Origin of the sequence: Asticcacaulis machinosus (assembly GCF_028550435.1) — a bacterium.
In the GTDB taxonomy this organism is placed as follows: domain Bacteria; phylum Pseudomonadota; class Alphaproteobacteria; order Caulobacterales; family Caulobacteraceae; genus Asticcacaulis; species Asticcacaulis machinosus.
Genome location: NZ_JAQQKV010000002.1, coordinates 923,381 through 948,224, shown reverse-complemented (window position 1 = coordinate 948,224; position 24,844 = coordinate 923,381). Strand labels below are relative to the sequence as shown.

The following is a 24,844-nucleotide window of genomic DNA, read 5'->3' as shown; positions in this document are numbered from 1 at the left end:
TATGCCACCGGTGTCATAACATCAAACTCAAATGACACCGGTGTCAGATTTTAGCCAGAACGGGCGCCCTATCAGGGCTCTTAAAACAATGACTGATCAACCACCTCATCGTGAGGGGTATGATCAATGGCAAAAACGGGGAGTTGATCTATGCCTGCCAAAATCACGCACGCTACAGGTGCGCCTAAAATTTATCGTGCCCGCATCCGCTTCGGAGCATCGCTGGCCGTCCTGATGGCCGCATCGCTCGGCACCGCCGCCTTTGCTCAGGATGCAGCACCCGCCGAAGATGTCGAAACCGTAGTCGTTACCGGCTTCCGCGGTTCGCTGCAAAGTTCAATCAGCACCAAAAAGCAGGATCTGGGGATTGTCGATGTCATCAGCGCCGAAGATATTGCTGATTTTCCGGACAATAATCTGGCTGAGTCCCTGCAACGTATTCCGGGCATTGCCATTGATCGTGATGGCGGCGAAGGCCGTACGATTACGGTTCGCGGCCTGGGCCCGACCTTTACGCGCGTTCGCATCAATGGCCTTGAAGCTTTGGCGACCACAGGCGGTAAGGATTCAACCGGCGCCAACCTTGATCGCGGCTTCGATTTCAACGTTTTTGCGTCCGAGCTGTTTAAATCGCTGACCGTGCGTAAATCGCAATCAGCCGAAATCGATGAGGGCTCGCTGGGGGCTACGGTCGATCTTCAGGCGTCCCGACCGTTTGATTATAAAGGCTTCACCTTCGCCGCCGGCGCACAAGCGGCTTACAATGACCGCTCAGAAGATACCAGCCCGCGCCTGACCATGCTGATCTCCAACCGCTGGGCTGACGGCAAGCTGGGCGCACTGTTGTCGGTCGCCTATTCGGAACGCAATCTGTTTGAAGAAGGCCCCTCGACTGTACGTTGGGAAAATGCGTTCAACCAAACCTCCGGCGCACGTTTCCAAAGCTATTCCACCAATGGCGGGTCGAGCTTTACCGCTATACCGACCACGGGCACTTTGACCGGAGAGGCACTGGCCATCTCAAACGCCCTGCACCCACGCATTCCGCGCTATGGCCGCCTAAGCTATGATCAAAAACGTCTGGGCGTGACCGGTGCATTCCAGATGCGCCCGAGCGACAGCACCTTAGTCACCTTAGAGGCCATGTACTCAAAGTTCCGGGCTGACCGCACAGAGCATTATCTGGAAGCTCTGTCCTTCAGCCGCGGCGGTCAGGGTAATCCGCAATCGGATATTTATAACTACACCATCGACGGCACCGGTACGATCACCAAGGCTAGTTTCAATGATGTCGATATTCGCTCCGAAATGCGCTTCGACGATCAGTCATCTACCTTTGGCCAGTTGAATCTGATTGTCGATCATCAGTTTACCGACCGCCTGAAAGCCAAGGTAATATTGGGATCTTCAAAATCGGTTCAGGATAATCCGCGTCAGACGACCCTGTCGTTCGATGCTTACGATGTCGACGGTTATTCCTATGATTTTACCGATTCTCGTAACCCGACATTCAACTACGCCACCAAAAATGGCTGTACAGTCAATCAGGCCTGTTACTGGGCCTATTCGTCAGCCACAACGGCAGGCGATGCCTCATTGGTGCGTATTCGTCCGAACAAAACGGATAATGAATTCAAAACCGCCAAGCTGGATCTCGAATATGATCTGACGTCTGATTACAAACTAAAGTTTGGTGTCGCGCGTAAAGAATACGACTTTTTGACCCGTCAGGCCCGCCGCGCTAATGAAAATGTGCCCGCAGCCGCCGCCACCTTCCTCAATGCCAATATTGCCAACATCTCCCGAACCGTTGAGGGCTTTGGCAGTTCATGGCTGGTGCCGGATGTCGATAAGATCGTCGCTGCGATTAATTTTGAATGTAACTGCGTCAATTCTTATGGGGATTTCACCACCGGTACGTCCAGCGTCGGCGGGGCCCGCGGCCTCAACCGGGCGGCCAGCGAAGTCGATAACAGCCTCTATGCGCAAATCGATTTCAGAACCCAGCTTGGCAATATGCCGGTCAAAGGCAATCTTGGCGTCCGATATGTCGAAACCAATCAGCACACCGAAGGCTATTTGACAGCGACCACCTACGTGTCGGTTGACCGGACTTATAATGACACCTTGCCGGCCCTGAACGTCTCTATTGAGCCGCTGGACAACGTCTTTATCCGATTTGCCGCGGCTAAAACGATGGCACGGCCCTTACTCACCAACCTGACGCCGGGGGGGACGCTGAATACCTCAACCCTGACCTATACCGGCGGCAACCCGATGCTGGATCCGTTCCGCTCGACCAATTACGATCTGAATTTTGAATGGTACGCCGATAAGGACACGCTGTTCTCAATCGGTTTTTTCCAAAAGGATATCAGCAGCTATATTCAGAACTTTAACTACACAGCACCTTACAGTGATCTGGGCCTGCCGCTTGATCTTCTGCCGAATGGCCAGACAGGCAGCACGAACTATGTTGTGACCAACCCGATTTCAACACCGGGCGGCACACTCAGAGGCTATGAGATTAGCCTGCAAAAGCCGTTCACTTTCTTACCCGGCCTGCTGAAAAACTTTGGCGGCATTGTGAACTATACCCACGTTGAATCGCAGATTGCCTACCGGACATCGACGACTTCGACCACCACCCGTACCGAAGACCTTCTGGGCATGTCACCGGAATCCTGGAACGCCACGCTCTATTATGAAACCGAGAAGTTCTCAGCGCGTGTGTCGGCAGCCTACCGTTCGCGGTATCTGACCAACCTGTTGCCCGGCAGCGGCGCGGACTTCCAGGGCAAGAATGAGACCCTGAACTACGACATGTCGGCCACCTATCAGTTAACGGACAATGTTACCTTATCGTTCGAAGGCATTAACCTGAGTGACGAAGCCGATGACCGCTACAATGCCTATAATCAAGCCTTGACCGGTAACACCAATCAGGACGCGCTTCTGGAATACACCAGGTCAGGACGGTCTTTCCTGTTTGGCATCCGTTACAAATATTAATTCATGAGATCGGTGCGCCGAAGCCGGGGGGCAGGGGGGCGGCGCACCGTAAGTAGAGTACGCCTGATCTGCCTGAAACTGTCCCTTGTGCCGGATACCTTCACGGTGCATCTGACCCAGAGCTTCGCGCCTTCCCGGCCCGAAGTTCTTTTTTTATGAGAACGGCCAAAACCGCTTCACAGGCACGGTTTTGCGCACTACACACAAACCCATACGGAAAGAGGGAAACTGAACATTATGAAGGCCTTTGCGTGCTTTGGGGAATTGCTGGTTCGGCTGACGACGACGGGGGTTGATCCGCTTTATGGCTTGCCGCAACTGGTGCCCTTCATCGGTGGCGCTGAAGCCAATGTCGCTGTGGGCCTGCAACGCCTTGGCCACAAAGCCAAGATGATCAGCGTCATCCCTGACAACGATCTGGGTCTGGCTGCCGTTCAGGAAGTGCGCAAATGGGGTGTTGATACCTCTGATGTCACCACAGCCCCCGGCCGGATGGGGCTCTATTTCCTGACCACCGGCGCCATTCACCGCCCGTCGGATATTCTTTATGATCGGGCGGGCTCAGCCTTTGCCACGGCGGATTTTTCAAAGCTGGACTGGCCGGTGCTGCTGGCGGACGCCTCATGGCTGCATGTCTCCGGCGTGACCGCCGCTCTGGGTCAGAACTGTGTTGATGCCGCTCTGGCCGGTATGAATGCGGCCAAGGCTTTAGGGGTCAAGGTCTCGTTCGACTGCAACTACCGCCCAAAGCTGTGGGAAGCGTGGGGCGGCGATGCCCCGACTCTGATCAAGCAGTTGATGTCCCATGCTGACCTGATTTTCGGTGGTTACCGCGACATTGAACTGGTGTTTAAAACGAAATTCGACGGCGAAGACGGCTCATTGGCCCGCAACCGGGCCGCCGCCGACCATGCCTTTGCGACCTTCCCCGATCTGATGCGCCTGATCTCCACGCGCCGCACCCAGGTCAATGTCGATCATAACCGTCTGGCGGGGTTGATGTTTACGCGGTCTGAGAGCCTTGAGACCACGACCTACGACATAGCAGGGATCGTTGACCGCATCGGCGGTGGCGATGCGTTTGCAGCCGGTGTTCTGCATGGCATTTTAAGCGGCAAGACCGATCAGGACGCGCTTGATCTCGGTATCGCTTGCGGTTGCCTGAAGCACGCGATTCCGGGCGATTTCAGCCTGGCGAACGCGGCTGATCTGAGCGCTTTCCTCAGTGATGAGGGCTTCGACGTTAAGCGCTGATACCTGCTTATTTTAAGACGCGCATCTTTTCCCAAAACCGCTGCACACTTTTGGGTATGCGCTTTATGCCGCCGCCCGCAGTGGATTGATCCGTGATTTGGCGATCAGAGTATTGATCAGCAAATCCGGATCGATCGGTTTGGCGAGGAAGTCCTCAACACCGGCCTCAGCCCACGCCTTCTGGTGATGCTCCATCGCATTGGCGGTCAGGGCGACGATTGGCGTATCCTGATTAGGGCCGTCCTGAGTGCGGATCCATTTGGTCGCCTCGATGCCGCCCATAACCGGCATCTGCATATCCATCAGGATGATGTCAAAGGCCTCGGAACGGCACAGGTCAACCGCCTGCTGGCCGTTTTCGGCCATGACCCATCGCCAGCCCAGTGGCTGCACAAACAGAGACACAATGCGGCGATTAACCTCATGGTCATCGACGATCAGGATGGTGCGCGGCCCGTCTGCGGGCGCTACATCCGCTTCGGTTGCAGACAGCCCCTGCGGCACATCCACAGCGGTCAGCAGCAGGCTGTCATAAGGCAGGCTGAGCGAGAAGCATGACCCATGCCCAAGACTTGAGCGCACCGAAATATCACCGTGCATCAGTTGCGCCAGCTTACGTGAAATGGCCAGACCCAGCCCTGTCCCTCCGTAACGGCGGGTCGTGCCGGCGTCAGCCTGTTCAAAGCTGGAGAAAATACGCTCTAGCTGATCGTCCGCAATACCAATGCCCTGATCTTCAACATCAAAACGCAACTCCGCACCCCCGGCCTCATTGCGTGTGCGGTATACCCGCATAATAATCAGACCCTTGGAGGTGAACTTGACCGCATTCGACAGCAGATTAAACAAAATCTGCCGCAGGCGTAAGGGATCGATCATAATCTGTGACGGCAGGCCATCTTCTATCTCAAGTATCAGCCGGACATTCTTGATCTGGGCCTGCGGTGACCATAATTGGCCGATGCCCGACACCAGTTCCTTCAATTCGACCGGCGCGCGCTCAATCGTCATCTTACCCGCTTCGATCTTGGAGATATCGAGAACGTCATTCAACAGCCCCATTAAAACTTCAGAGGCATTGCTGAGCATTTTGACGTGATCTGTTTGTTCGTCATTAAGCGGGGTACGCTTCAGAAGGTTGGCCGCCGACAGTACCGCATTCATAGGCGTGCGGATTTCGTGGGTAATAACCGCCAGAAAATTGGTCTTGGCGGCACTCTCATTTTCGGCCAGCTTACGCGCCGCTTGCGCTTCATCCTTAGCCAGCTTCAGGTCATACAGGCTTTGGTTGTTCTGCTTCACCGCCCAGGCCAGATTGCCCAGAAACACAAAGGTGCCGACATTGACGATAAACAGGGTGAACGAATTATGGCCCGGCTCGATCAAAGCTGTAACTGACGGCAGGAACAGCAGATAAAGGGTATGAGGCACCAGCCCCGCAAACAGATAGGCCCGTCGGTTATAAAGCTGCAAGGTCACATGCAGCAACGCACCACAGATCGAAATGACGGCAAAAATCCGCCCCTCTTCGCCGCCGAAAATCCACGTATAGGCGGCCATACCAGAGAAAATGAGCGTGGACAGCGCGATGGCGAAAATAAACTTCGCTTCATCGCCTTGCTTTTTGGGATTTTTCAGCGCCGCCTTGAACAGATTATTGTCGATAATCTGTGAAAATACGTAAACGCTATACCAAACCAGCGGCCAGATTGACGGATGGAGCAACATGGCCGTACCGCCCAGAAACGCCGCCAGACCCAGGCGGGTCTTAAATCCCTTGACGCGGGATTCGGCAATTCCGATAAAAATGGCATCGCGCATGGGCGGCTTAGTCCGTGGCTTAAAACGCGAACTTAGCCCAAAACCTTTAAAAGAGTTTTAGTTTACGACCTTATCGACACTGGCACGGGTAACTTCGTGATAACCTGACCGGGCTTCGGCATAGACCCGGCGTGCCATAGCCTGCCCCCAGCCCGGCCGCTCCATCAGATCGCGGTACAGCGGCGTGATGAATTTGCGTCGTCCCTGCGAGGTTAAGAAGGTTTCCAGTGCCGGCATGGCAGGCTCGTAATGATGCGCAATCGCCAGCTTCAACCACAGAAACAGAATTTCGGAATTATGGCTGGCTGAAAATTTAAACCTGTCATCAAGGCTAACCATCTGGTCCACCGTCAGGGTTTCCGGCATCTGGTTCAGGAACCTTTGCCATTCCTGCGTCGTCCAGTCCGTCGTCTGCAATTCGGCCGGCGCTGCCCCCCCGATAAAGGCCGCGACCTGCGCATCCACCTTATCGAACGCATCGGATTTCGGGACAATAATATTGGTCGGCAGGCCCGGATCGTAAATCCATGCCCGGACATTGATCTTATCCTCCAGCGCCTTATCACCCTTGAGCAGGTTTTCACTCAGGTCTTCGATAAAGGCATCTGTGGTCATGCTCTTGAAAGCATAGCGATTGAAATAGCCCTTAAGATAGGCATCAAACCGGCGGCGGCCAACCGTATCTTCGATCACCCGCAGGAAGGATGCGCCTTTTTCATAAGGGATCTCCGAGAAACCATCATCGGGATGTTTGCCCTTAAGATCAATATAAAGCGCCGTCAGTTCCGGATGCTTGTCATCCATATAGCCCTTAACCGTGTCCTGAAGATCCTGATAGCCCAGAGTGCGCAACATAGCGGCGCGGTCCTTGCCATAAAGTTCCTCCATGATGCGGTTCTCAAAATAGACCGTGAAGCCTTCATTGAGCCAGAAATCATTCCAGGTGGCGTTGGTGACCAGATTACCGGACCATGAGTGCGCCAGTTCGTGGGCGACCAGCGACACCAGTGAGCGATCCCCGGCCAGAATCGTCGGCGTGGCAAAGGTCAGGCGCGGGTTCTCCATTCCGCCATAAGGAAACGATGGCGGCAGAACCAAAATGTCATAGCGGCCCCAGCGATAGGGCCCGTAAAGCTTTTCGGCGGCCCCGACCATTTTTTCGACATCGACAAACTCATCGGCGGCGGCTTCGACGGTGACTTTTTCGGCATATACACCGGTGCGCTTACCCAAGGGCCGGAAGTCAATTTCTCCCACAGCGATCGCAATCAGATAGGGAGGGATCGCTTCGTCCATCTTGAAACGGTAAGCTTTTTTACCGGGCGCATCGATCACGTCTTCGCCGTCGGGCGTCAGCATATCGGCGCTCATCACGGCCTTAAGCGCGCGCGGAGTCACTATGCGGGCACTATAGGTCTGGCGGATGGCCGGGCTGTCCTGCGTCGGCAGCCACGACCGGGTCAGGATGGCCTGCCCTTGCGAAAACAGGAACGGATGCTGTTTGCCCGCGGTCTGTGAGGGGGACAACCATTGCAGGGCTTCGGTCTTATTGGTCGTTTCATAACGCACAATGACCTTTTGCGCGCCCTGCGGCAGTTCGATGGTCAGAGGCGCGCCCAGAATGGGGTCAGACTTGCCGAGCGCATACTTCAACGGTGCGCCCGCAGCATCGGTCACGCCCAGAATATTCAGAGCCTTGGTATCGAGGATGACCTGACGGGCATCAGGCTCAGTCTCCAGCGACAGGGCCGCCGTGCCAGACAAAATCTTGCGGTCAAAATCCGCCGTCAGATCCAGATCAACGTGGCGCACCCGCGCTTCCAGCGGTTTGGCATAGGAATGATGATCAACGGCCTTGGCAGCAATGGCCAGCGGGGCCGCGCTGCCTTCGTCAGGTTTGGGTGAACAGGCCGAAACCGTGAAAAGCACGGCAAACGCCATTCCAACGCCCGCAAGGATTCGCGCATAGCAACTACCGGCGTTCATTCGTCCTGTGACCTGCATAAAAATCAAAACCCCATCAAGACCGCATTAAACGAAAAATAAGCTCATCACACAACTGTGAAAATAAGGAAAAAGCCCGCGACATGATATGCCACGGGCTTTTCTTAGCGTTTTTAACGTAGGGGCAAGCTAAATTACCCTGCTTGTTTTTGGCGGCGCTTGAATTGCGCGCCATCCGCACGGTTGACCTTGGGCTCAGCAGCAGGTTGGCCGGAGCCGCGCTTAGCCCCACCATCACGACCTTTATAGCCGTGGGCATCGCGGGCCTTGTGGCCGTCAGCGCCCTCGGAACGTTTACGGTCGAACGGTTTCTTCGCACCAAAGGATTTTTTGTCGCCGTATGGCTTCTTATCGCCCTCAGGCTTAGCACCATTCGACTTTGCAAACGGACGCTTGCCTTCGTCTCCACGACGGTCAGGGCGGTCATCCTTCGCAGGACGCTCAGTGCGGGCCGGGCGATCAAAGAACTGATCGGCCTCAACCGGTGCGTCGAAGCGTTTCTTGCCGAATGGCTTTTTCGCACCAAACGGTTTTTTGTCGCCATATTTGCGCTCACTGAACGACTTTTTCTCAGTGAAATCGCGCTTAGGGGCCGTGGCTTCACGCTCAGCCGCCATCGGATCGAACGACGGAGCACGCTCAGCCCGCTCAGGACGACCGTTTTCACGCATTTCGCGGCGCTCATTGCGGCCCGGACGGTTGCGCTGACGCTTATGGACGCGCTCAGCATCGCCATCAATGTGACGGGCAACGGCAATGCGCTCAGGCGTCTTCGGCTTTTCGGTATTGCCCGACGCCAGAATGGCCTCGTCCAACAGTTTCAAAGCCTGATCCTTACGGCGATCGAACGACGGGATGCGCTGACGCGTGACACGTTCGATGTCTTTCAGGAACTTACGCTCGTCATCGGCGCACAAAGTGATCGAGATACCCGAACGGCCAGCACGCGCAGTCCGGCCAATGCGGTGAACATAGGCTTCGGCCACATAGGGCAGCTCGAAATTGATGACGTGGGTCACGCCGTCAACATCGATACCGCGGGCGGCAATGTCAGTTGCAACGAGTGCGCGCACGCGACCATCGCGGAAGGCCTGAAGGGCGCGCTCGCGCTGGCCCTGGTTCTTGTCACCGTGAATGGCGGCGGCTTCGATGCCACCGGCTTGCAGATAGGCGGTGACCCGGTCGGCAGAACGCTTTGTACGCGTAAACACCAGAGTACGGGTAAGCGCATCTTCGGCATAAAGTTCAGACAACAGGGCGCGCTTACGCAATTGTTCAACGAAGATGACCTGCTGGGTGACGCGCTCAGCCGTGGTGGCTTCGGGGGCGATTTCGACCTTCTTCGGGTCGGTCAGCAGTTCGTTGACCAGACCTACGATTTCCTTCGGCATAGTGGCCGAGAAAAACAGGTTCTGACGCTTATGCGGCAGCTTGGCGGCGATCTGGCGGATCGGCTTCACAAAGCCCAGATCCAGCATCTGATCAGCTTCATCGAGCACCAGGAATTCAACGCCGCGCAGGTCAACCGTCTTTTGATCCAGATGGTCAATCAAACGACCCGGTGTCGCTACCAGAATATCGAGCCCGTTCAGCAGGGCCTTATATTGCGGGCCATACTTCACGCCACCAAAAATGGTCGCGATCTGCAGACCCATGCCGCGCGAATAGGTCTTGAAGCTGTCGGCGATCTGAGTCGCCAGTTCGCGGGTTGGCGACAGCACCAGCACGCGCACGGTCTTCGGTGCCGGAATGATGCGATTGGTCAGGATGTGGTGCAGGATCGGCAGGGCAAACGCCGCCGTCTTACCCGTACCCGTCTGGGCGATCCCCAAAAGGTCATGGCCCTTCAGGACGATCGGGATCGATTGCGCCTGAATAGGGGTCGGGTTGACATAGCCTTCTTTTTCAAGGGTCATCAACAGGGATGACGTCAGGCCTAAATCTTTGAAGGTTACAGAATTATTGCTCACGCAGAGACTTCGCTTTCTGGGGTGAGGCCGCTCAAGACATCTCACGCAAACGCGAAAGACACGCAAACAGCCCTGCCCGCGCCATCATCTGTGAGGCCGGGCGGTTTATGGGCGAGGCTCCGCGTGTCACGAGCCATCGTATTTTTTTGATTGTGACCACCATTCGGCATGGCGGTAATTTATAAGTCTGTCAGGCGATACGGCACACACAAACATGTGGTGTAATTTTTAAAAGCCTTACCTCACGCGGCCTGACAAAGAGATTTCGCGGATGCGAAGAAGGTCACATGATGGATACGGCTGCAAATGTCAAGAGATAGTGATGAGAGACATTTTTCTAAAATACGTGATCACTGACCGTTTTGGACACGGTTTGTAAAGAAACCGGGTTTAACGTGCACCGCAACATGGCAGATTTGTTATCTGCCAAACGCTGGTTACACGATCCGCCCACCCTTGGTGCAGGGTCGCGAATGCGGCACAGTAAGCTTAAAAAATTCAGTTCTATTAAGGCGTTGCGTTCAGTCCCCTGTTCGTCTCAACGAAGTGCACTCTATCATGGCCACACCGTCTGCTCCCGTCTCTTCGCCCCCTCATTCCACACCGCTGGCCACACCGCCGGCGGCGTCATCTAAGGTCGAAATCATTCAGCCCTATGAAATGTTCGCCAATCGCCGGAACGAACCGCGATTTGAGTGTAACGACCGTGGCTGCCTGCTATTTCTGAATAGCCAGCAAACTATTCACTGTACCATACTTGATCAATCAGCCTCCGGCGCACAGGTTCTGTTCGACTCTATCGGTGAGATTCCGTCTGAGGTTTGGCTGATCGATCTGGATGCTCATGTCGTGCGACGCGGGCGCTCCGTCTGGACCATGGCCCACAAGATGGGTCTGAAATTCGATTTCATCGAAAAACTGACACCAGGCAAGATGTCTTCTCCTAAAGTACCACGTGCCGTTTATGACGCGTGGCAGACACTGAACCAACCGCCCCCCCCCAAAGACGAAGATACCTTTTTCTTAGATTAAAGCGCATCCCAAACGGAGTTCGGCGAAGCCAAAAAGTGTTGCGCGGTTTTTGGACAAGATGCACGATGCTAAAAGTGAAAAAAGGCCCCGGTTTCGGGGCCTTTTTTTAGGTCAGAGATCTGAATTTCAACGTCCCGGTGACGGCCTTAAGTTCTTCCAGCGCTTCTTTCGAATAACCACGGTCAACATCGACGATCACATAGCCCAGAGACTCATTGGTCTTGAGGTGCTGGGCCAGAATATTGAGATTATATTTGGCGATGATGTTGTTGATCGCCGCCATGACCCCTGGCACGTTCTGGTGAATATGCAGAAAGCGGTGACGCCCTTCGACTTCGGACAACTGCACGTTCGGCATATTGACCGAAAACGTCGTATCGCCCCGGTTCAGGAAATTCAGCAGACGTTCCGAAGCAAACTCCCCGATCGCTTCCTGGGCCTCTTCGGTAGAGCCACCGATATGCGGGGTCAGGATCAGGTTCTTGATACCGGTCAGCGGGCTTACAAACGGATCGTCATTGGTGCGCGGCTCTTCCGGGAAGACATCGACCGCCGCCCCGTAAATCTTGCCTGATTTCAGCGCTTGCGCCAGGGCATCAATATCAACGACATGGCCGCGCGACAGGTTGATAAACAACGCGCCGTCTTTCATCTTGGCAAATTGCGCAGCCCCCATCAGGTTCTTGTTTTCGGCCCGGCCATCGACATGGATGCTCAAAACATCGACCTCGGCCAGCAGCGCATCCAGTGAGCGATAGCGGCGCGCATTACCAAGCGTCAGCTTTTCGGCCACATCATAATAGATGACCCGCATCCCGAACGCCTCGGCCAGGATCGACAACTGCGAGCCGATGGCACCATAGCCGATGATACCGATCGTTTTATTGCGCACTTCGTGGGCGCCGGTCGCGGACTTATCCCACTTGCCGGTGTGCATCTGGATCGACTTATCGTAGATATTGCGCGTCAGGATGACCGTCAGCCCCATGACCATTTCAACGACTGATCGGGTATTGGAATAGGGGGCATTAAAGACCGCAATACCCTTTTTCGAGCAGCCCTTAAGATCGATCTGATTGGTCCCGATACAGAAGGCGCCTACCGCCAGCAGCTTATCGGCCGCATCAAGCACCTTTTGTGTCACTGTGGTCTTGGAGCGGATACCTAAGATATGCACACCCTGAATGGCGTCGATCAGGTCATCTTCATCCAGCGCGCCTTTAACGGTCGTGACGTCATAGCCCTCTTCGCGAAAGGCCTGAATCGCGGTCGGGTGGACGTTTTCGAGCAGCAGCACCTTGAGGCGCGAACGCGGGAAGGAATAACGCCCCTCGAAACCTTCGTTGTGCAGCACCTCATCGAACGACACGACGACCTGCGCGGCCTCAATACCGTGGGTGGCCTGAACGACCTTTTCGCGCTTCACATTTTCAACAAAGGCATAAAACCGGTCAGCGGCCCCGCCCTTGTAGACTTCAAAATCGGTCCAGCCATCGCCGACCATGACCACTGGCCCGGTAATGTCCCAGCCTTGCAGGGCCACCACCTTACCGCCGTCTTTTGACAAAGGATTACCCTGATCAACGCTTACGGCGATACCGTCATCGCCGAACACCAGCCGGTTGGCGAGGATATGCTCAGGCCGGATGCCATACTCGGCCACCACGGGGGCTATGAAGTCATGAAAGCCGCCGGAGATAATGCGAAACTTGCCCGGATGGCGCAGGAAGGCTTCTTTGTTACGGGCGACCGACGCGCTGACCAGTCCTTTGAGCGTCTCCACCAGCCCTTCCAGATCGGCCTTGGTCGGCTTCAAAATCTGAACCCGGCGTTGCAGCGCTTCTGCAAAGGAAATCTCCCCCGACATGGCCAGATCGGTCAGATCTTTGATGGCCGTAATATCGGTCAGACGGGCCGGATCGGAAGAAAACAACTGCTCGGCCAATATATCCAGCGCCTCAACCTGAGTGAAGGTCGAGTCGAAATCCAGAACTATGGTCGGCAGAACCGCCGCCTGAATTTTGTCAGCTACAGGATTTTCAAGGGTTGTGGTCATCGCAGTTGCACTCACAAAGGGGGTGTTACGTCGCAGCGTAAAACAGACATCAGCATGGCAATATCATGTTGATTTTCGCCTGCGCAAATAGGGCAAAACCCCCCGTAAAACAACTGGCCATACGTGATTAAAAAGCGCCGCCCCCTCTTTTTTTGGCAAAACCCTTGATTATCTATGCCGTTCCGTTTCAAGACTTAGCCAAATTCCTTAAATTCGACGCTGCGTTTGCGCAGTGGCTCCATAAGATCAGGTTTCATGAGTAACGACACCCCGCCCTATCAGGACTTTTCCGCTCGCTTTGTGATCGACACCTTGCCGGTTCATGGCCGCGTGGTGCGCTTGGGCGACAGTCTGAACGCCATTCTTGCCGCCCATAGCTATCCGGATGAGATCGCCCATCTGGTGTCCGAAGCCTGCGCGCTGGCGGTGCTGGTCGGCTCCGCTCTGAAATTCGAGGGTCGCCTGATCATGCAGGCGCAGGGCGAAGGCTGCGTGCGCTATGTCGTGGCGGATTACGATACCCGCGGCGGATTGCGCGCCTTCTGCCGCTATGACGAAACCGAATTAAAAGACCTGATTGCCGCCAATGCCTCGGAATTCACCAGTCTGGGCGCCCGCGCCCTGATCGGCAAGGGCACCTTTATCATGACGCTTGATCCTGACGGTCAGATGGATCGCTATCAGGGGGTCACGCCGATAGAAGGCGACAGCCTGTCTTTGTGCGCGGAGCATTATTTCGCCCAGTCCGAACAAATACCGACCCAGATCAAGCTGGCGGTTTCACGTGAAGACTCAGGCGATGGCCCGGTGTGGCGGGCCGGTGGCGCTATGATTCAGGCCATTGCCGGTGACCTTAGCCGCGGCGAAACCCGCGAGGCTTTTGATCATATCCGCGCCCTGTTTGCGACCCTGGGCGAAGATGAACTGACCGATTTTTCGCTGGAGACCGAGCGTCTGCTGTACCGCCTGTTCCATGAGGACGGCGTGCGTTTGTCGACCTTTAAGGACGTTTACCAGCAATGCCGCTGCTCGCAGGAACGGGTGGAAAGTCTGGTGCAGTCCTTCTCCCCCGAAGAGCAGAACGATATGATCGAGCCGGACGGCAAGGTACACATCACCTGCGAATACTGCTCAAAGACCTATTTTATCAGTCTCTGATCTGATCACCCTGCCCGATTGCAGCTTTTGGCCATTTGCGCTAGTTTTATAGCCAAGGCCATAAGCTCATAATCACACGGCCGGGGGAAACGCATGTCAGATATAAACCGGCACTATCTGTGCCGGCGCACGCTCATTCGCGCCGGTGCCGCCACCTGCCTTAGCGGCCTTAATCCGGCATGGAGTGCCGTCGCCCCGCCCAAAACCGATAAAGACAGCGAAGACGCAAAGCTTGCCGCGCGTAATACCGCGGCTAATCAGATGACCGTGGGCGTGTTTATAAACGGTCAGGGCCCTTACCAGTTTGTGGTCGACACCGCCGCCGAACAATCGGTCATATCCACAGAACTGGCCAGCCTTCTGGCTTTGCCGGGTGGCCGCGAAGTGGTGGTCAAGGGCATAAATGGCCTTGTCCCCGCCTCCACCGCGCGTATTAGCAAACTGACGCTTGGGCCATTCGTCCATCGTGATCTGACGGTACCCGTATTGCCGCGCGCTCTGCTGAAAGCCGATGGGTTTCTGGGGCTGGATGTCATCAATGGCACACGCGTGACCTTTGATTTCAAGAAGCGCACACTGCGGGTCGAAGCCCCACGCTATGCGACGCAACGGATTTACGCGCCCGATATCACCCGCGTCAAAGCCTATGGCTCAGCCGGGCACTTACGCATCAGCGACTGCCGGATGGATGGTGTGCTGGCGTCGGCCATTATCGATACGGGTGCCGAGGTTTCCATCGGCAATACGGCGCTAAGGGACGCGTTGCTGAAAAAGAACGGCAAACTATCCGAGATGGGCCCTATCAGCTTAAGCGGGGTTACCGGCGGCGAATTAATCGCGCCTACAGTCCGGATAAACAGACTGCGTATGCAGGAGCTGACCTTCAGCAATGCGGCCATAGCCATTGCCGATGTGCCCGTGTTCGATAGCTGGCGATTACAGAATAAGCCCGCCCTGCTGGTCGGGATGGATTTTTTGCGGCAGTTCGCGGTTGTCTCTATCGATTATCGCGCACAGGAAATCCGGTTTGAACTGGCCGACGCGCCGCCCCATCCCCGACCCGAAGTGCAGATTGAAAAAGCCTGAATTTTCTAATCAGGCCTGCAAATCCAGCGAATAGCCGGCAGAGCGAACCGTGCGGATCAGATCTTTTTCCGCGCCATCGTTCAGGGCCTTACGCAGGCGGCCGATATGAACGTCAACCGTGCGGGCTTCGACATAGACATCATTGCCCCAGACGGCGTCCAGAAGTTGCTCCCGCGAAAAGACGCGCTTGGGATGCTGCATCAGGTAATCCAGCAGGCGGTATTCGGTCGGGCCCAGATGGACATCACGACCGCCGCGCTGGACACGGTGCGACAGACGGTCGACCGAAATCTCACCGAACTGAACACGATCTTCACTGAGGCCCGGACGGATGCGGCGCAGCACCGCCCGGATACGCGCGATCAGTTCCACCATCGAAAACGGCTTGACCACATAGTCATCGGCGCCGGTATCGAGACCGCGGATGCGGTCGCTTTCTTCGGAGCGGGCGGTCAGCATGACGATGGGCAGGTTGCGCGTTTCAGTCTGGGCACGCAGTCGGCGGCAGACTTCGATGCCTGACACCTTGGGCATCATCCAGTCACACACCAGAAGATCGGGCATGCGCTCTTCGATCATCATCAGGGCTTCGTCGCCGTCGACAGCCTGCGCGACCTCATAACCTTCTTTTTCAAGATTATATTGCAAAAGCGTCGATAAAGCGTCTTCGTCTTCGGCAATAATGATGTACGGCTTCATGGTATGCTCTTACGGTTCCATCGTGGTCAGCTTGGGGCGTTCGTTCATATAGTCTTCGCCGGTCACTTCGTAGTGGATGTGCTCAGCCATATTGGTGGCGTGGTCGCCGATCCGCTCCAGGTTTTTGGCCATGAACAGGACGTGGGTGCAGGCCGAAATGGTGCGCGGATCGCCCATCATGTAGGTCAGAAGTTCGCGGAACATGGCGTTATAGTGTTCATCGACTTCGGTATCCGACGACCAAACGGCTTGGGCGATATCGAGCTTTGAGCCCTTGTAGGCATCCAGCACATCGCGCAGGCGCGACGACACCAGCTTGCCCATGCGCTCGATCGAGCGGGTCAGGCCCGACATCGGCTCGGACTCGGAAATGACCAGTGAGCGTTTGGCAATGTTCTTGGCCAGATCGCCGGTACGCTCCAGCGAGGTGGCGATCTTCATGGCCGACACGGTTTTGCGTAAGTCAGACGCCATCGGCTGGCGCAGGGCGATCAGGCGAATGGCCTTGCGCTCAATGTCTTTTTCCAGTTCATCCAGACGCTGATCGCGCTGGATGACGCTTTGGGCCAGAGCGACATCGCGGCGGGCCACGGCTTCGACGGCATCAGCGACCTGAGCCTCAGCCAGCCCACCCATCAGGATGACCTCAGCCGACAATTGATCCAGTTCTTCGCCGTAGGTCTTAACGGTATGCGGGTTCATGTGTCAGTCCTTATCCAAAGCGCCCAGTAATATAATCCTGAGTGCGCTGGTCTTTAGGATTGGTGAAGATATCTTCGGTGTTGCCGACTTCGACCAGATTGCCGAGGTGGAAGAAGGCGGTTTTTTGTGACACCCGCGCGGCCTGCGCCATCGAGTGCGTAACGATAACGATGCAGAACTGCTGACGCAGTTCATCGATCAGTTCTTCGATCTTAGCGGTCGCGATCGGGTCAAGCGCCGAACAGGGCTCATCCATCAGGATGACTTCGGGGCCAACCGCAATGGCGCGGGCAATGACCAGACGCTGCTGCTGGCCGCCGGACAGGCCGGTGCCCTGCTGGTGCAGGCGATCAGAGACTTCGTTCCACAGCGACGCTTTTTTGAGCGAGCTTTCGACAATGTGATCCATCTCTTCTTTCGAGGTCGCCAGGCCATGAATCTTCGGGCCATAGGCAACGTTCTCATAGATGGTCTTGGGGAACGGGTTCGGCTTTTGGAACACCATACCGACGCGGGCCCGCAGGACGACCGGATCAACCTTACGGTCGTTCAGGTCTTCGCCGTCGAGCAGGATGGTGCCGTCAACGCGGGCGCTTGGGATGGTATCGTTCATGCGGTTCAGGCAGCGCAGGAAAGTCGACTTACCGCAGCCCGACGGGCCGATGAAAGCGGTTACCGACTTATCGAGAATGTCGATATCAATGCCGTGCAGAGCTTGCTTGTCACCGTAGTGGACCTTGACGTCACGGGCGACGAACTTCGGGGTTGTGGCGGTCGTGGTCATGGACGGGTCTCTGGGTTTACCGATGGACGTATCAGGGGCGTAGAGCGGGCGCGTATAGAGTTTCATAATTACCACCGTCTTTCAAAGCGACGACGCAGCAGAATCGCCGCCAGGTTCATGACGATCATGAAGACCAGAAGCACGATAATGGCGGCGGCGGTACGTTCATGGAAAGCGCGCTCAGAGGCGTTTTCCCAGATGAAGATCTGAACCGGCAGAACCGAGGCGGCCGAGGTGACGCTTTCCGGCAGACCCGGTACGAAGGAGATCATGCCGATCATCAACAGCGGTGCCGTCTCACCCAGAGCGTGGGCCAGAGATATGATGGTGCCGGTCATAATACCCGGCATGGCCAGCGGCAGCACATGGTGAAACACCGCCTGAGTCTTTGAGGCGCCGATACCAAGGGCGGCTTCGCGGATCGATGGCGGCACGGCCCGCAGCGATGAGCGGGTGGCAATAATCACGGTCGGCAGGGCCATCAGGGCCAGCACCACACCGCCAACCAGCGGCGATGAGCGCGGCATACCCAGCCAGTTGATGAATACCGCAAGCCCCAGCAAACCATAAACGATCGAAGGCACCGCGGCCAGGTTGTTGATATTGACCTCGATCAGGGCCGTCCAACGATTCTTTGGCGCAAACTCTTCAAGGAACAGAGCCGCCCCCACACCAATCGGAATAGCCAGCGCCGCCGTCACCAGCAGCATCATGGCCGAACCCATGATCGCCCCTAGGAGGCCAGCCAGTTCCGGTTGGGTCGAGTCGGTATTGGTGAACAGATAGGTATTGAAATGGCCCTTGACCAAACCTTTGGTTTTCAGGTCATCCATCCACACCATCTGCTGATCGGAAACATTGCGATCCGCCTCAACGATGTCCCGGCTAATTTCGCCTTTGTAATAAAGGTCGGCATTGGCCGCGATCGGTGATGTCAGGCTGATCTTCTTACCCAAAAGCTTTGGATCATCACGGAGGGCCTCAAGCGCCTTAAAGCCCAGATCCGGCGACAGGATTTCTTTATACTCACCCGATGTCGTGCCGTATTCATCTTCGGCCACACCCATCTTGGCCATGACCTGCTCAGTGATCATCTGGTCGTAGTTGGCGCCCATAATGTCGGTCGGGTCGATCCGGTTGGGGTCGAGATAGACCTCCGTCGTGATCGAGTGGGTGACAAAGGCAGTATAGCCCTGATGGACAATGCGCTCCAGCAGGATGCCGAGAAACAGCACCGCCACGCAGATGGCCAGTACGCCATAGGCACGAAAACGCATCTCCGCCGCGTGACGGGCTTTCAGGCGCTTGGCCACAGCCGTTTTCAGATCGACTTTTGCCGGCGCGCGGGTTTCAGCCAGAGAAGATTGAACGGTATCAGTCATATTGTTCCTGATATTTCTGGACGATGCGCTGGGCGATCAGGTTAAGAGCAAGGGTGACGATAAACAGGGTCAGACCAAGGCCGAACGCGGCCAGGGTCTTTGGGCTGTCGAATTCCTGATCGCCGGTGAGGAGGGTAACGATCTGCACGGTGACGGTCGTGACAGTATCAAGCGGATTGAGCGTGGTCTTGGCCTGCAAACCCGCCGCCATAGTCACGATCATGGTCTCACCAATCGCTCGCGATACGGCCAGCAACATAGCGCCTGAGATACCCGGCAGAGCCGCGGGCAGGACAACCTTTTTGATGGTCTCGGAGCGCGTCGCCCCCATAGCCAGAGAACCGTCGCGCAGGGATTGAGGCACAGAGTTGATAATGTCATCGGACAGAGACGACACGAACGGGATCAGCATGATGCCCATGACCACACCGGCCACCAACGCCATCTGGTTTTGCACGTTCATCAGGTACTCGCCCATCGGCGTACCCGGCATGAAGGCCCCAAGCCAGTTGAAAAATTCACGAAAGCTCGGCCCGACCACAAGCGCGGCAAAAAAACCGTAAACCACGGTTGGCACGCCGGCCAGAATTTCCAGCACCGGCTTGATCCAGGCGCGCATGAACGGCGTGGCATATTCTGACAGATAAATGGCCGAGAACAGCCCCACAGGCGCCGCCACACACATGGCGATAAGCATGATCAGGAAGGTACCGATAAACAACGGCACCGCGCCGAAACCACCCGATGAGCCGACCTGATCGGCGCGCATGGCGATCTGTGGCGACCAGTGAGTACCAAACAGGAAATCAAGCGGCGATACGGACTGAAAGAAGCGCAAAGATTCCCACAGTAGTGACAGGATTATCCCAAGCGTAGTCAGAATCGCCACCACCGAACAGGCGACCAGAAACACCGACACCCAGCGCTCCACGCTGTTACGGGCGCGGAACTGCGGCGAAATGCGCGTATAGGCCAGAAGGCCGCCCGCCAGCGCCAGAACCGCCGTAAGGACATAGGCGCCGAGATTAATGGTCGAATCGACGCTCCTGGCCTGAGCCACCTTGTGGTCGAATGCGGCCTTCAACTCACCGTCATAAACCGTCGTGCTGGGCGTGCCGCCGTTGGCTATGGCGCGCACATCCTGAAAGAACAGGCCTTGATTCAGTTCCGGCAACTGCTGGACGGCAGCAGGAACATCCGACTGCACAATGGCGTTTTCCAGCCGAGCACCGAATATGACCAGAACCAGCAACACCACAGCCGCCGGAATGAAGCTCCAGATCGCCACGAACCAACCCGAAAAGGCAGGCAGGGAGTGCGCACGCACCCCTTGGGCTGCCGCTTTGCGCCGCGCCAGTGACCGGCCAAACATAAAGCTGGCGACTGAGAAAACGATCAGCGCGAGAAAGAGATAGCCGGTCATAAACGGGGAAACCCTGAAATTGCGTAGGCCGGACTTACACCCGGATAGGACGGCCTATAGACTGTCTTGATGCGCCCTTTAAGTACTTTTTATGACAGTTTCATAACACGTGTCACAAAACCGTGTGATATGGTGCAAATTCGGCTTCAGACTGTGTTTTTTCAGCCTGCGCTTTTCAGCCCACCCTCCAAAGCGCGCGGCCCGACCGGCACCTGTCCATAAACTGACTTCTGCGGAAAGTAGGCACTAAACGCCGTCCAGGTTTTAACGTCAACGGTCAGCGGCACCACCCGATCAGGCTTCAAGCCATCAGCCGCAGGCACCTCAGCCGCGACGCTTTCGACCACCAGTCCACCGCGGTGGCGGCTGATGATGTGCTTGACGATGGCAAGGCCAAGTCCCGTGCCCAGCTTATTGCCGCTTTTCTGACCTTCGACACGGTAGAAACGCTCGGCCAGTCGGGGCAAAAACTCACGGCGAATTCCGGGGCCATGATCACGCACCCGCACGACTGTGTAGACATCATTCAACTGCCGGTCGGGACGCAGCAACATCAGACGCGATGCCTGCCCTTCAACCGGGGCGGTCGCCTGCGGCAAGGCCTGATCGAGCAGGACCTCGATTTCAACCACTGAACCTTCGGGCGCGTATTTCAACGCATTGTCGGTCAGATTCTGCACCACCTGTAAAATCTGGTCACGGTCGCCAACAACGGGGAACAGGCCAGGTTTGGGGGCGACAACTGAAATCGCCACGCCCTTTTCCTGCGCCAGTATAGTCAAGGAGTCGACCACATCCTTAACGGCCAGCGGAATATCGGCATCGCCCGTGGGCGGCACGTGCTCGTTCATCTCAATCCGGCTGAGCGACAGCAAATCATTGATCAGCCGGCCCATACGGTCAGCCTGCGCCGCCATGATGCTGAGGAACTTATCGCGCGCCCCTTCGTCGTCCTTGGCATGGCCGCGCAGGGTATCGATAAAGCCTGACAAAGACGCCAGCGGCGTGCGCAATTCATGGCTGGCATTGGCCAGAAAATCAGCCCGCATACGCTCAATGCGGCGCACATCGGTCTCATCGCGCATAACCATAAGCGCCAAGCGCTTGCCCGTGCCTTCGACCGGCAGGGGTGACGTCCAGGCCTGCCAGAACCTGTCCTGCGCCCCGCCGGTTTCATCAAAGACTGTGGAGCGGCTAACATTGCCAAACAGGGCCTCATCCACCGCCTCAAGCAGTTCGGGGTTACGAATATAGGACACTAAAAGCCCACCCTCACGCTCCATGCGGAACAGCTTCATGGCCGCTTTGTTGGCAAACACGACCCAGCGTCCGGCAATGTCATCGGGTTCAAGGCCAGAGACGACCATCACCGGATCTGGCATAGCGCGCAGCACTTCCTGAAACGAAGGGCCTTCGGGCTGAACCTTGACACGGATCTCAGTCGCGGGCTTTGCCGACTGCACCTCAAGATAGGTCTGAAGACGCGAATAGCAACTGATCAGGCCATAGGCCACAAGGATCAGCGACGCCCAGGCCGTATAGGGCTGAAAATCAGGAATAGCGGCCATAAGGATCAGCCCCGCAAAGGCCAAAATACCGCCCAGCGGGACATAATGTTTAGCGGGCGGTTTATAGTCCGGCATGACCTATCCGAAAAGATTATCCTTACACGGATCACAGTACGCCAAATGAAACGAAAAATCCGTAAACTTCGCCTAACCCGATTCTGCGACAGGCTTATGACAATCTCAGGTCACACCTGACACAATTCTAACACCCTAAGGCGAGGCGCGGTAACTCAGTAACGGGCATATCTTACTCGGCGCATTTGCGAGTCAAAATGGTAGCTGGCCAGAAGATCAACGACGGCTGTATATGAATACAGCCAAGGCTGATCGACGCCGCCAGAAGCCATTTTCAACGCAAAGGCTCAGGGTCGGGTCTGGCCGGTTCCGCGCACCTGATATTTGAATGTCGTGAGCTGCTCGGCACCGACCGGCCCGCGGGCGTGCATCCGGCCGGTGGCAATACCGATTTCCGCCCCCAGACCAAATTCACCGCCATCGGCGAACTGGGTTGAGGCATTCCACAGCACAATCGCGCTGTCGACCGAGTTCAGAAACAGCTCCGCCGCCTCAGCGTTTTCAGTGATGATGCACTCGGTATGTTCGGTGCCATAGGTTTTGATGTGGTCCATAGCCTGATGGATATCGTCGACCACCCGCACCGACAAAACAGTGTCGAGATATTCGGTGCGCCAGTCCTCTTCGGTGGCCGCTTCCATAGCAAAAATTGCCCGCGCGGCTTCGTCGCCTTTGAGGGTACAGCCCTTATCTACCAAGGCTTGTGCAATCTTCGGCAGCAGGTCAGCCGCCACCGACTTATCGATCAGCAAGGTCTCGGTCGCCCCACACACCGACACCCGCCGCATTTTGGCGTTCAGCGTCAGCGCCACCGCCTTATCAGGGTCTGCATCCGTATGGACATAGGTATGGTTGAGCCCTTCAAGGTGGCTCAATACCGGCGCCCGCGCATCAGCCTGCACCCGCGCCACCAGCGACTTGCCACCACGCGGAATAATCAGATTAACCGCCCCATCCAGCCCGCCAAGGATCAAGCCAACCGCATCACGATCCGACACGGGCACAAGCTGGATGGCGGTCTTGGGCAGACCGGCGGCCACCAGTCCGTCCTCAATGGCCGCAAAAATCGCCAGCGCCGAGTGCAGGGCCTCGGAGCCTGACCGCAAAATCGCGCCATTGGCCGAGCGGATGCACAGGGCGGCGGCGTCCGCCGTCACGTTCGGACGGGACTCGTAGATGATGGCAATCACGCCAATGGGTGTCGAGACGCGGGCGATATCAAGTCCGTTCGGACGGCTCCAGCGCGCCAGTTCACGCCCCACGGGATCGGGCAAGGCGGCTACTTCTTCAAGTCCCTTGGCCATGGCCTCAACGCGATCGTCATTGAGCACCAGACGCTCAATCATCGCCTTGGTAATACCCTTGGTGGCAGCAGCGGCCTGATCGGCTTGATTGGCAGCGAGGATTTCAGCTTTGCGCGCCCGGATCGCCTTGGCGGCCTCCCAAATAGCCTTCGTGCGAACCTCCGGCCCCGCCAGACGCAAGGCTTCAGCGCCTGCCTTGGCGGCTCCCGCCATATAGGCCATCAGGTCTTTTAAGGGCATCTCACTCATGGTCGCACCTAAATCATAGCTAAGTTGTCGCGGTGAATGACCGCATCGCCGCTGGTATATCCCAGCAGCCCTTCAATCTCTTTCGACGGACGCCCTTTGATCAGGCGGATTTCGTCAGCCCCATAGGCGACAATGCCGCGCGCGTGCTCGGCTCTGTCCATACCCAATATGGAGATGCTGTCGCCCTTGTCAAAGCTGCCATGCACCTCAACGATCCCCGACGGCAAAAGACTCTTACCGGATTTCAGCGCCGCCACCGCCCCGTCATCGAGCACGACCTCACCCGCCGGCACGACCGTGCCCGCAATCCAGGCCTTATAGGCTGCCGTCACCGAGGCCTGCGCCCGGATCAGGGTAAATTTCGCCCCCGCCCCCAAAGCCAACAAAGGCCGCAGCATGGCCCCGTAAGCAATGGTGGTTGAACAGCCCGCAGAGCCCGCAATCCGGGCCGCCGCAATCTTGGTCGCCATGCCGCCGGTGCCCACGCCCGCAGACGCATTGGCCCCACCGGCCATGGCCTCAATTTCTGAATCCAGCCGCTCAACCAGCGGGATATGGCGCGCGTCCGGGTTTTTGCGCGGATCAGCCGTATAGAGCCCGTCAATATCCGACAGCAGGATCAAGGCCTCGGACTGCACCAGTTGCGCCGCGCGCGCGGCCAGCCGGTCATTGTCACCATAGCGGATTTCTTCGGTCACAACCGTGTCATTTTCATTGACGATCGGCACACACCCCAGATCAAACAGGGTCTCGATCGTCGCGCGGGCATTGAGCCAGCGCCTGCGCTTTTCGGTATCTTCGCGGGTCAGCAGCACCTGCGCGGTCTTAAGGCCCAGTTCGTTGAACACCCCTTCCCACGCCTGCATCAGACGGGGCTGCCCGACCGCCGCCGCCGCCTGTTTCTGATCAAGGCGCAAACGCGAACCTTTGAGGCCCAGATAGCGCCGCCCCAAAGCGCCGGCGCCAGAGGAGACAATCATCACCTGCTTGCCCTCACGCATCAGGGCCGCCACATCCTGCGCCATACCGCGCATCCAGTCGATGTCAGCCTCACCCGTTTCGGCATTAACCACCAGAGCCGAGCCGATCTTGACCGTCAGACGGCGGGCCTTAAGCAGGGGCTCAGGCAGGGTCAGGACTTCGGTTTTTGCGGCCATGACGGTCATAAATGTCTTTTCTCAGACAGCGTAAAGTGTTAGGGCGTGCCCGACTTAAAATCGGTTGCGGGACTTCTAATTCGTGACAGCCCTTAAGTGAAGCCTTTT

The 24,844-nt window shown here is 56.6% G+C and carries 17 protein-coding genes; 5 read left to right on the top strand and 12 right to left on the bottom strand.

The window, feature by feature from the left end; all coding sequences use genetic code 11:
* The first annotated feature begins 150 nt into the window (after positions 1–150).
* On the top strand, positions 151–3,012 hold the full coding sequence (locus PQU98_RS12735) for a TonB-dependent receptor (RefSeq protein WP_272745316.1): 2,862 nt from the start codon (positions 151–153) through the stop codon (positions 3,010–3,012).
* 237 nt (positions 3,013–3,249) lie between these two features.
* Positions 3,250–4,266 (top strand): sugar kinase, encoded by a 1,017-nt coding sequence (locus tag PQU98_RS12730; RefSeq protein ID WP_272745315.1) that lies wholly within the window; start codon positions 3,250–3,252, stop codon positions 4,264–4,266.
* Positions 4,267–4,329: 63 nt separating this feature from the next.
* On the opposite strand, the gene PQU98_RS12725 is transcribed toward PQU98_RS12730, so the two are convergent.
* The 3 genes from PQU98_RS12725 to PQU98_RS17080 all read right to left on the bottom strand — a co-directional run bounded on the left by PQU98_RS12725 (position 4,330) and on the right by PQU98_RS17080 (position 10,061).
* Positions 4,330–6,087: an ATP-binding protein gene (locus tag PQU98_RS12725; protein ID WP_272745314.1), complete on the bottom strand. Its 1,758-nt coding sequence runs from the start codon at positions 6,085–6,087 to the stop codon at positions 4,330–4,332.
* A 57-nt stretch (positions 6,088–6,144) separates the two neighbouring features.
* The gene (locus tag PQU98_RS12720) at positions 6,145–8,028 is read right to left on the bottom strand and encodes a M1 family metallopeptidase (protein ID WP_272745313.1); all 1,884 of its coding nucleotides are present in this window, start codon (positions 8,026–8,028) and stop codon (positions 6,145–6,147) included.
* A 197-nt stretch (positions 8,029–8,225) separates the two neighbouring features.
* A complete protein-coding gene (locus tag PQU98_RS17080) occupies positions 8,226–10,061 on the bottom strand; it encodes a DEAD/DEAH box helicase (RefSeq protein WP_368408156.1) in 1,836 nt (611 codons plus the stop codon).
* Positions 10,062–10,619: 558 nt separating this feature from the next.
* Here PQU98_RS17080 and PQU98_RS12710 point away from each other — a divergent pair.
* Positions 10,620–11,093, top strand: a complete 474-nt coding sequence (locus tag PQU98_RS12710; RefSeq protein ID WP_272745312.1) for a PilZ domain-containing protein — start codon at positions 10,620–10,622, stop codon at positions 11,091–11,093.
* A gap of 106 nt (positions 11,094–11,199) precedes the next feature.
* Here PQU98_RS12710 and serA read toward each other — a convergent pair whose 3' ends face one another.
* Positions 11,200–13,149, bottom strand: coding sequence for a phosphoglycerate dehydrogenase (gene serA, locus PQU98_RS17135; protein ID WP_272745311.1), 1,950 nt, complete (start codon positions 13,147–13,149; stop codon positions 11,200–11,202).
* Positions 13,150–13,404: 255 nt separating this feature from the next.
* Here serA and PQU98_RS12700 point away from each other — a divergent pair, with 255 nt between their 5' ends.
* Both PQU98_RS12700 and PQU98_RS12695 read left to right on the top strand, forming a co-directional pair.
* Positions 13,405–14,307, top strand: coding sequence for an Hsp33 family molecular chaperone (locus PQU98_RS12700; protein WP_272745310.1), 903 nt, complete (start codon positions 13,405–13,407; stop codon positions 14,305–14,307).
* A gap of 93 nt (positions 14,308–14,400) precedes the next feature.
* Positions 14,401–15,393, top strand: coding sequence for an aspartyl protease family protein (locus tag PQU98_RS12695; protein WP_272745309.1), 993 nt, complete (start codon positions 14,401–14,403; stop codon positions 15,391–15,393).
* Between the two features lie 9 nt (positions 15,394–15,402).
* Here PQU98_RS12695 and phoB read toward each other — a convergent pair whose 3' ends face one another.
* From phoB to proB, 8 genes are all read right to left on the bottom strand, one after another.
* Positions 15,403–16,092: a phosphate regulon transcriptional regulator PhoB gene (gene phoB, locus PQU98_RS12690; RefSeq protein ID WP_189484692.1), complete on the bottom strand. Its 690-nt coding sequence runs from the start codon at positions 16,090–16,092 to the stop codon at positions 15,403–15,405.
* A 9-nt stretch (positions 16,093–16,101) separates the two neighbouring features.
* Complete coding sequence (gene phoU, locus PQU98_RS12685; protein ID WP_189484693.1) at positions 16,102–16,794, bottom strand: phosphate signaling complex protein PhoU; 693 nt, start codon at positions 16,792–16,794, stop codon at positions 16,102–16,104.
* A gap of 10 nt (positions 16,795–16,804) precedes the next feature.
* Positions 16,805–17,578: a phosphate ABC transporter ATP-binding protein PstB gene (gene pstB, locus PQU98_RS12680; RefSeq protein WP_324291049.1), complete on the bottom strand. Its 774-nt coding sequence runs from the start codon at positions 17,576–17,578 to the stop codon at positions 16,805–16,807.
* 68 nt (positions 17,579–17,646) lie between these two features.
* Complete coding sequence (pstA, locus tag PQU98_RS12675) at positions 17,647–18,960, bottom strand: phosphate ABC transporter permease PstA (protein WP_272745308.1); 1,314 nt, start codon at positions 18,958–18,960, stop codon at positions 17,647–17,649.
* Positions 18,953–20,383 (bottom strand): phosphate ABC transporter permease subunit PstC, encoded by a 1,431-nt coding sequence (pstC, locus tag PQU98_RS12670; protein WP_272745307.1) that lies wholly within the window; start codon positions 20,381–20,383, stop codon positions 18,953–18,955. Before pstC ends, pstA begins: the two co-directional genes overlap by 8 nt.
* A 161-nt stretch (positions 20,384–20,544) precedes the next feature.
* The gene (locus PQU98_RS12665) at positions 20,545–22,026 is read right to left on the bottom strand and encodes a PAS domain-containing sensor histidine kinase (protein ID WP_272745306.1); all 1,482 of its coding nucleotides are present in this window, start codon (positions 22,024–22,026) and stop codon (positions 20,545–20,547) included.
* Positions 22,027–22,313: 287 nt separating this feature from the next.
* Complete coding sequence (locus PQU98_RS12660) at positions 22,314–23,579, bottom strand: glutamate-5-semialdehyde dehydrogenase (RefSeq protein WP_272745305.1); 1,266 nt, start codon at positions 23,577–23,579, stop codon at positions 22,314–22,316.
* An 8-nt stretch (positions 23,580–23,587) separates the two neighbouring features.
* Complete coding sequence (proB, locus tag PQU98_RS12655; RefSeq protein WP_272745304.1) at positions 23,588–24,736, bottom strand: glutamate 5-kinase; 1,149 nt, start codon at positions 24,734–24,736, stop codon at positions 23,588–23,590.
* Positions 24,737–24,844 lie beyond the last annotated feature (108 nt).

Bases quoted from the DNA above. Each gene is read 5' to 3' on its own strand.
- PQU98_RS12735 (WP_272745316.1), top strand. From the start codon at position 151: ATGCCTGCCAAAATCACGCACGCTACAGGTGCGCCTAAAATTTATCGT.
- PQU98_RS12730 (WP_272745315.1), top strand. From the start codon at position 3,250: ATGAAGGCCTTTGCGTGCTTTGGGGAATTGCTGGTTCGGCTGACGACG.
- PQU98_RS12725 (WP_272745314.1), bottom strand. From the start codon at position 6,087: ATGCGCGATGCCATTTTTATCGGAATTGCCGAATCCCGCGTCAAGGGA.
- PQU98_RS12720 (WP_272745313.1), bottom strand. From the start codon at position 8,028: ATGGCGTTTGCCGTGCTTTTCACGGTTTCGGCCTGTTCACCCAAACCT.
- PQU98_RS12710 (WP_272745312.1), top strand. From the start codon at position 10,620: ATGGCCACACCGTCTGCTCCCGTCTCTTCGCCCCCTCATTCCACACCG.
- serA (WP_272745311.1), bottom strand. From the start codon at position 13,149: ATGACCACAACCCTTGAAAATCCTGTAGCTGACAAAATTCAGGCGGCG.
- PQU98_RS12700 (WP_272745310.1), top strand. From the start codon at position 13,405: ATGAGTAACGACACCCCGCCCTATCAGGACTTTTCCGCTCGCTTTGTG.
- PQU98_RS12695 (WP_272745309.1), top strand. From the start codon at position 14,401: ATGTCAGATATAAACCGGCACTATCTGTGCCGGCGCACGCTCATTCGC.
- phoB (WP_189484692.1), bottom strand. From the start codon at position 16,092: ATGAAGCCGTACATCATTATTGCCGAAGACGAAGACGCTTTATCGACG.
- phoU (WP_189484693.1), bottom strand. From the start codon at position 16,794: ATGAACCCGCATACCGTTAAGACCTACGGCGAAGAACTGGATCAATTG.
- pstB (WP_324291049.1), bottom strand. From the start codon at position 17,578: ATGACCACGACCGCCACAACCCCGAAGTTCGTCGCCCGTGACGTCAAG.
- pstA (WP_272745308.1), bottom strand. From the start codon at position 18,960: ATGACTGATACCGTTCAATCTTCTCTGGCTGAAACCCGCGCGCCGGCA.
- pstC (WP_272745307.1), bottom strand. From the start codon at position 20,383: ATGACCGGCTATCTCTTTCTCGCGCTGATCGTTTTCTCAGTCGCCAGC.
- PQU98_RS12665 (WP_272745306.1), bottom strand. From the start codon at position 22,026: ATGCCGGACTATAAACCGCCCGCTAAACATTATGTCCCGCTGGGCGGT.
- PQU98_RS12660 (WP_272745305.1), bottom strand. From the start codon at position 23,579: ATGAGTGAGATGCCCTTAAAAGACCTGATGGCCTATATGGCGGGAGCC.
- proB (WP_272745304.1), bottom strand. From the start codon at position 24,736: ATGGCCGCAAAAACCGAAGTCCTGACCCTGCCTGAGCCCCTGCTTAAG.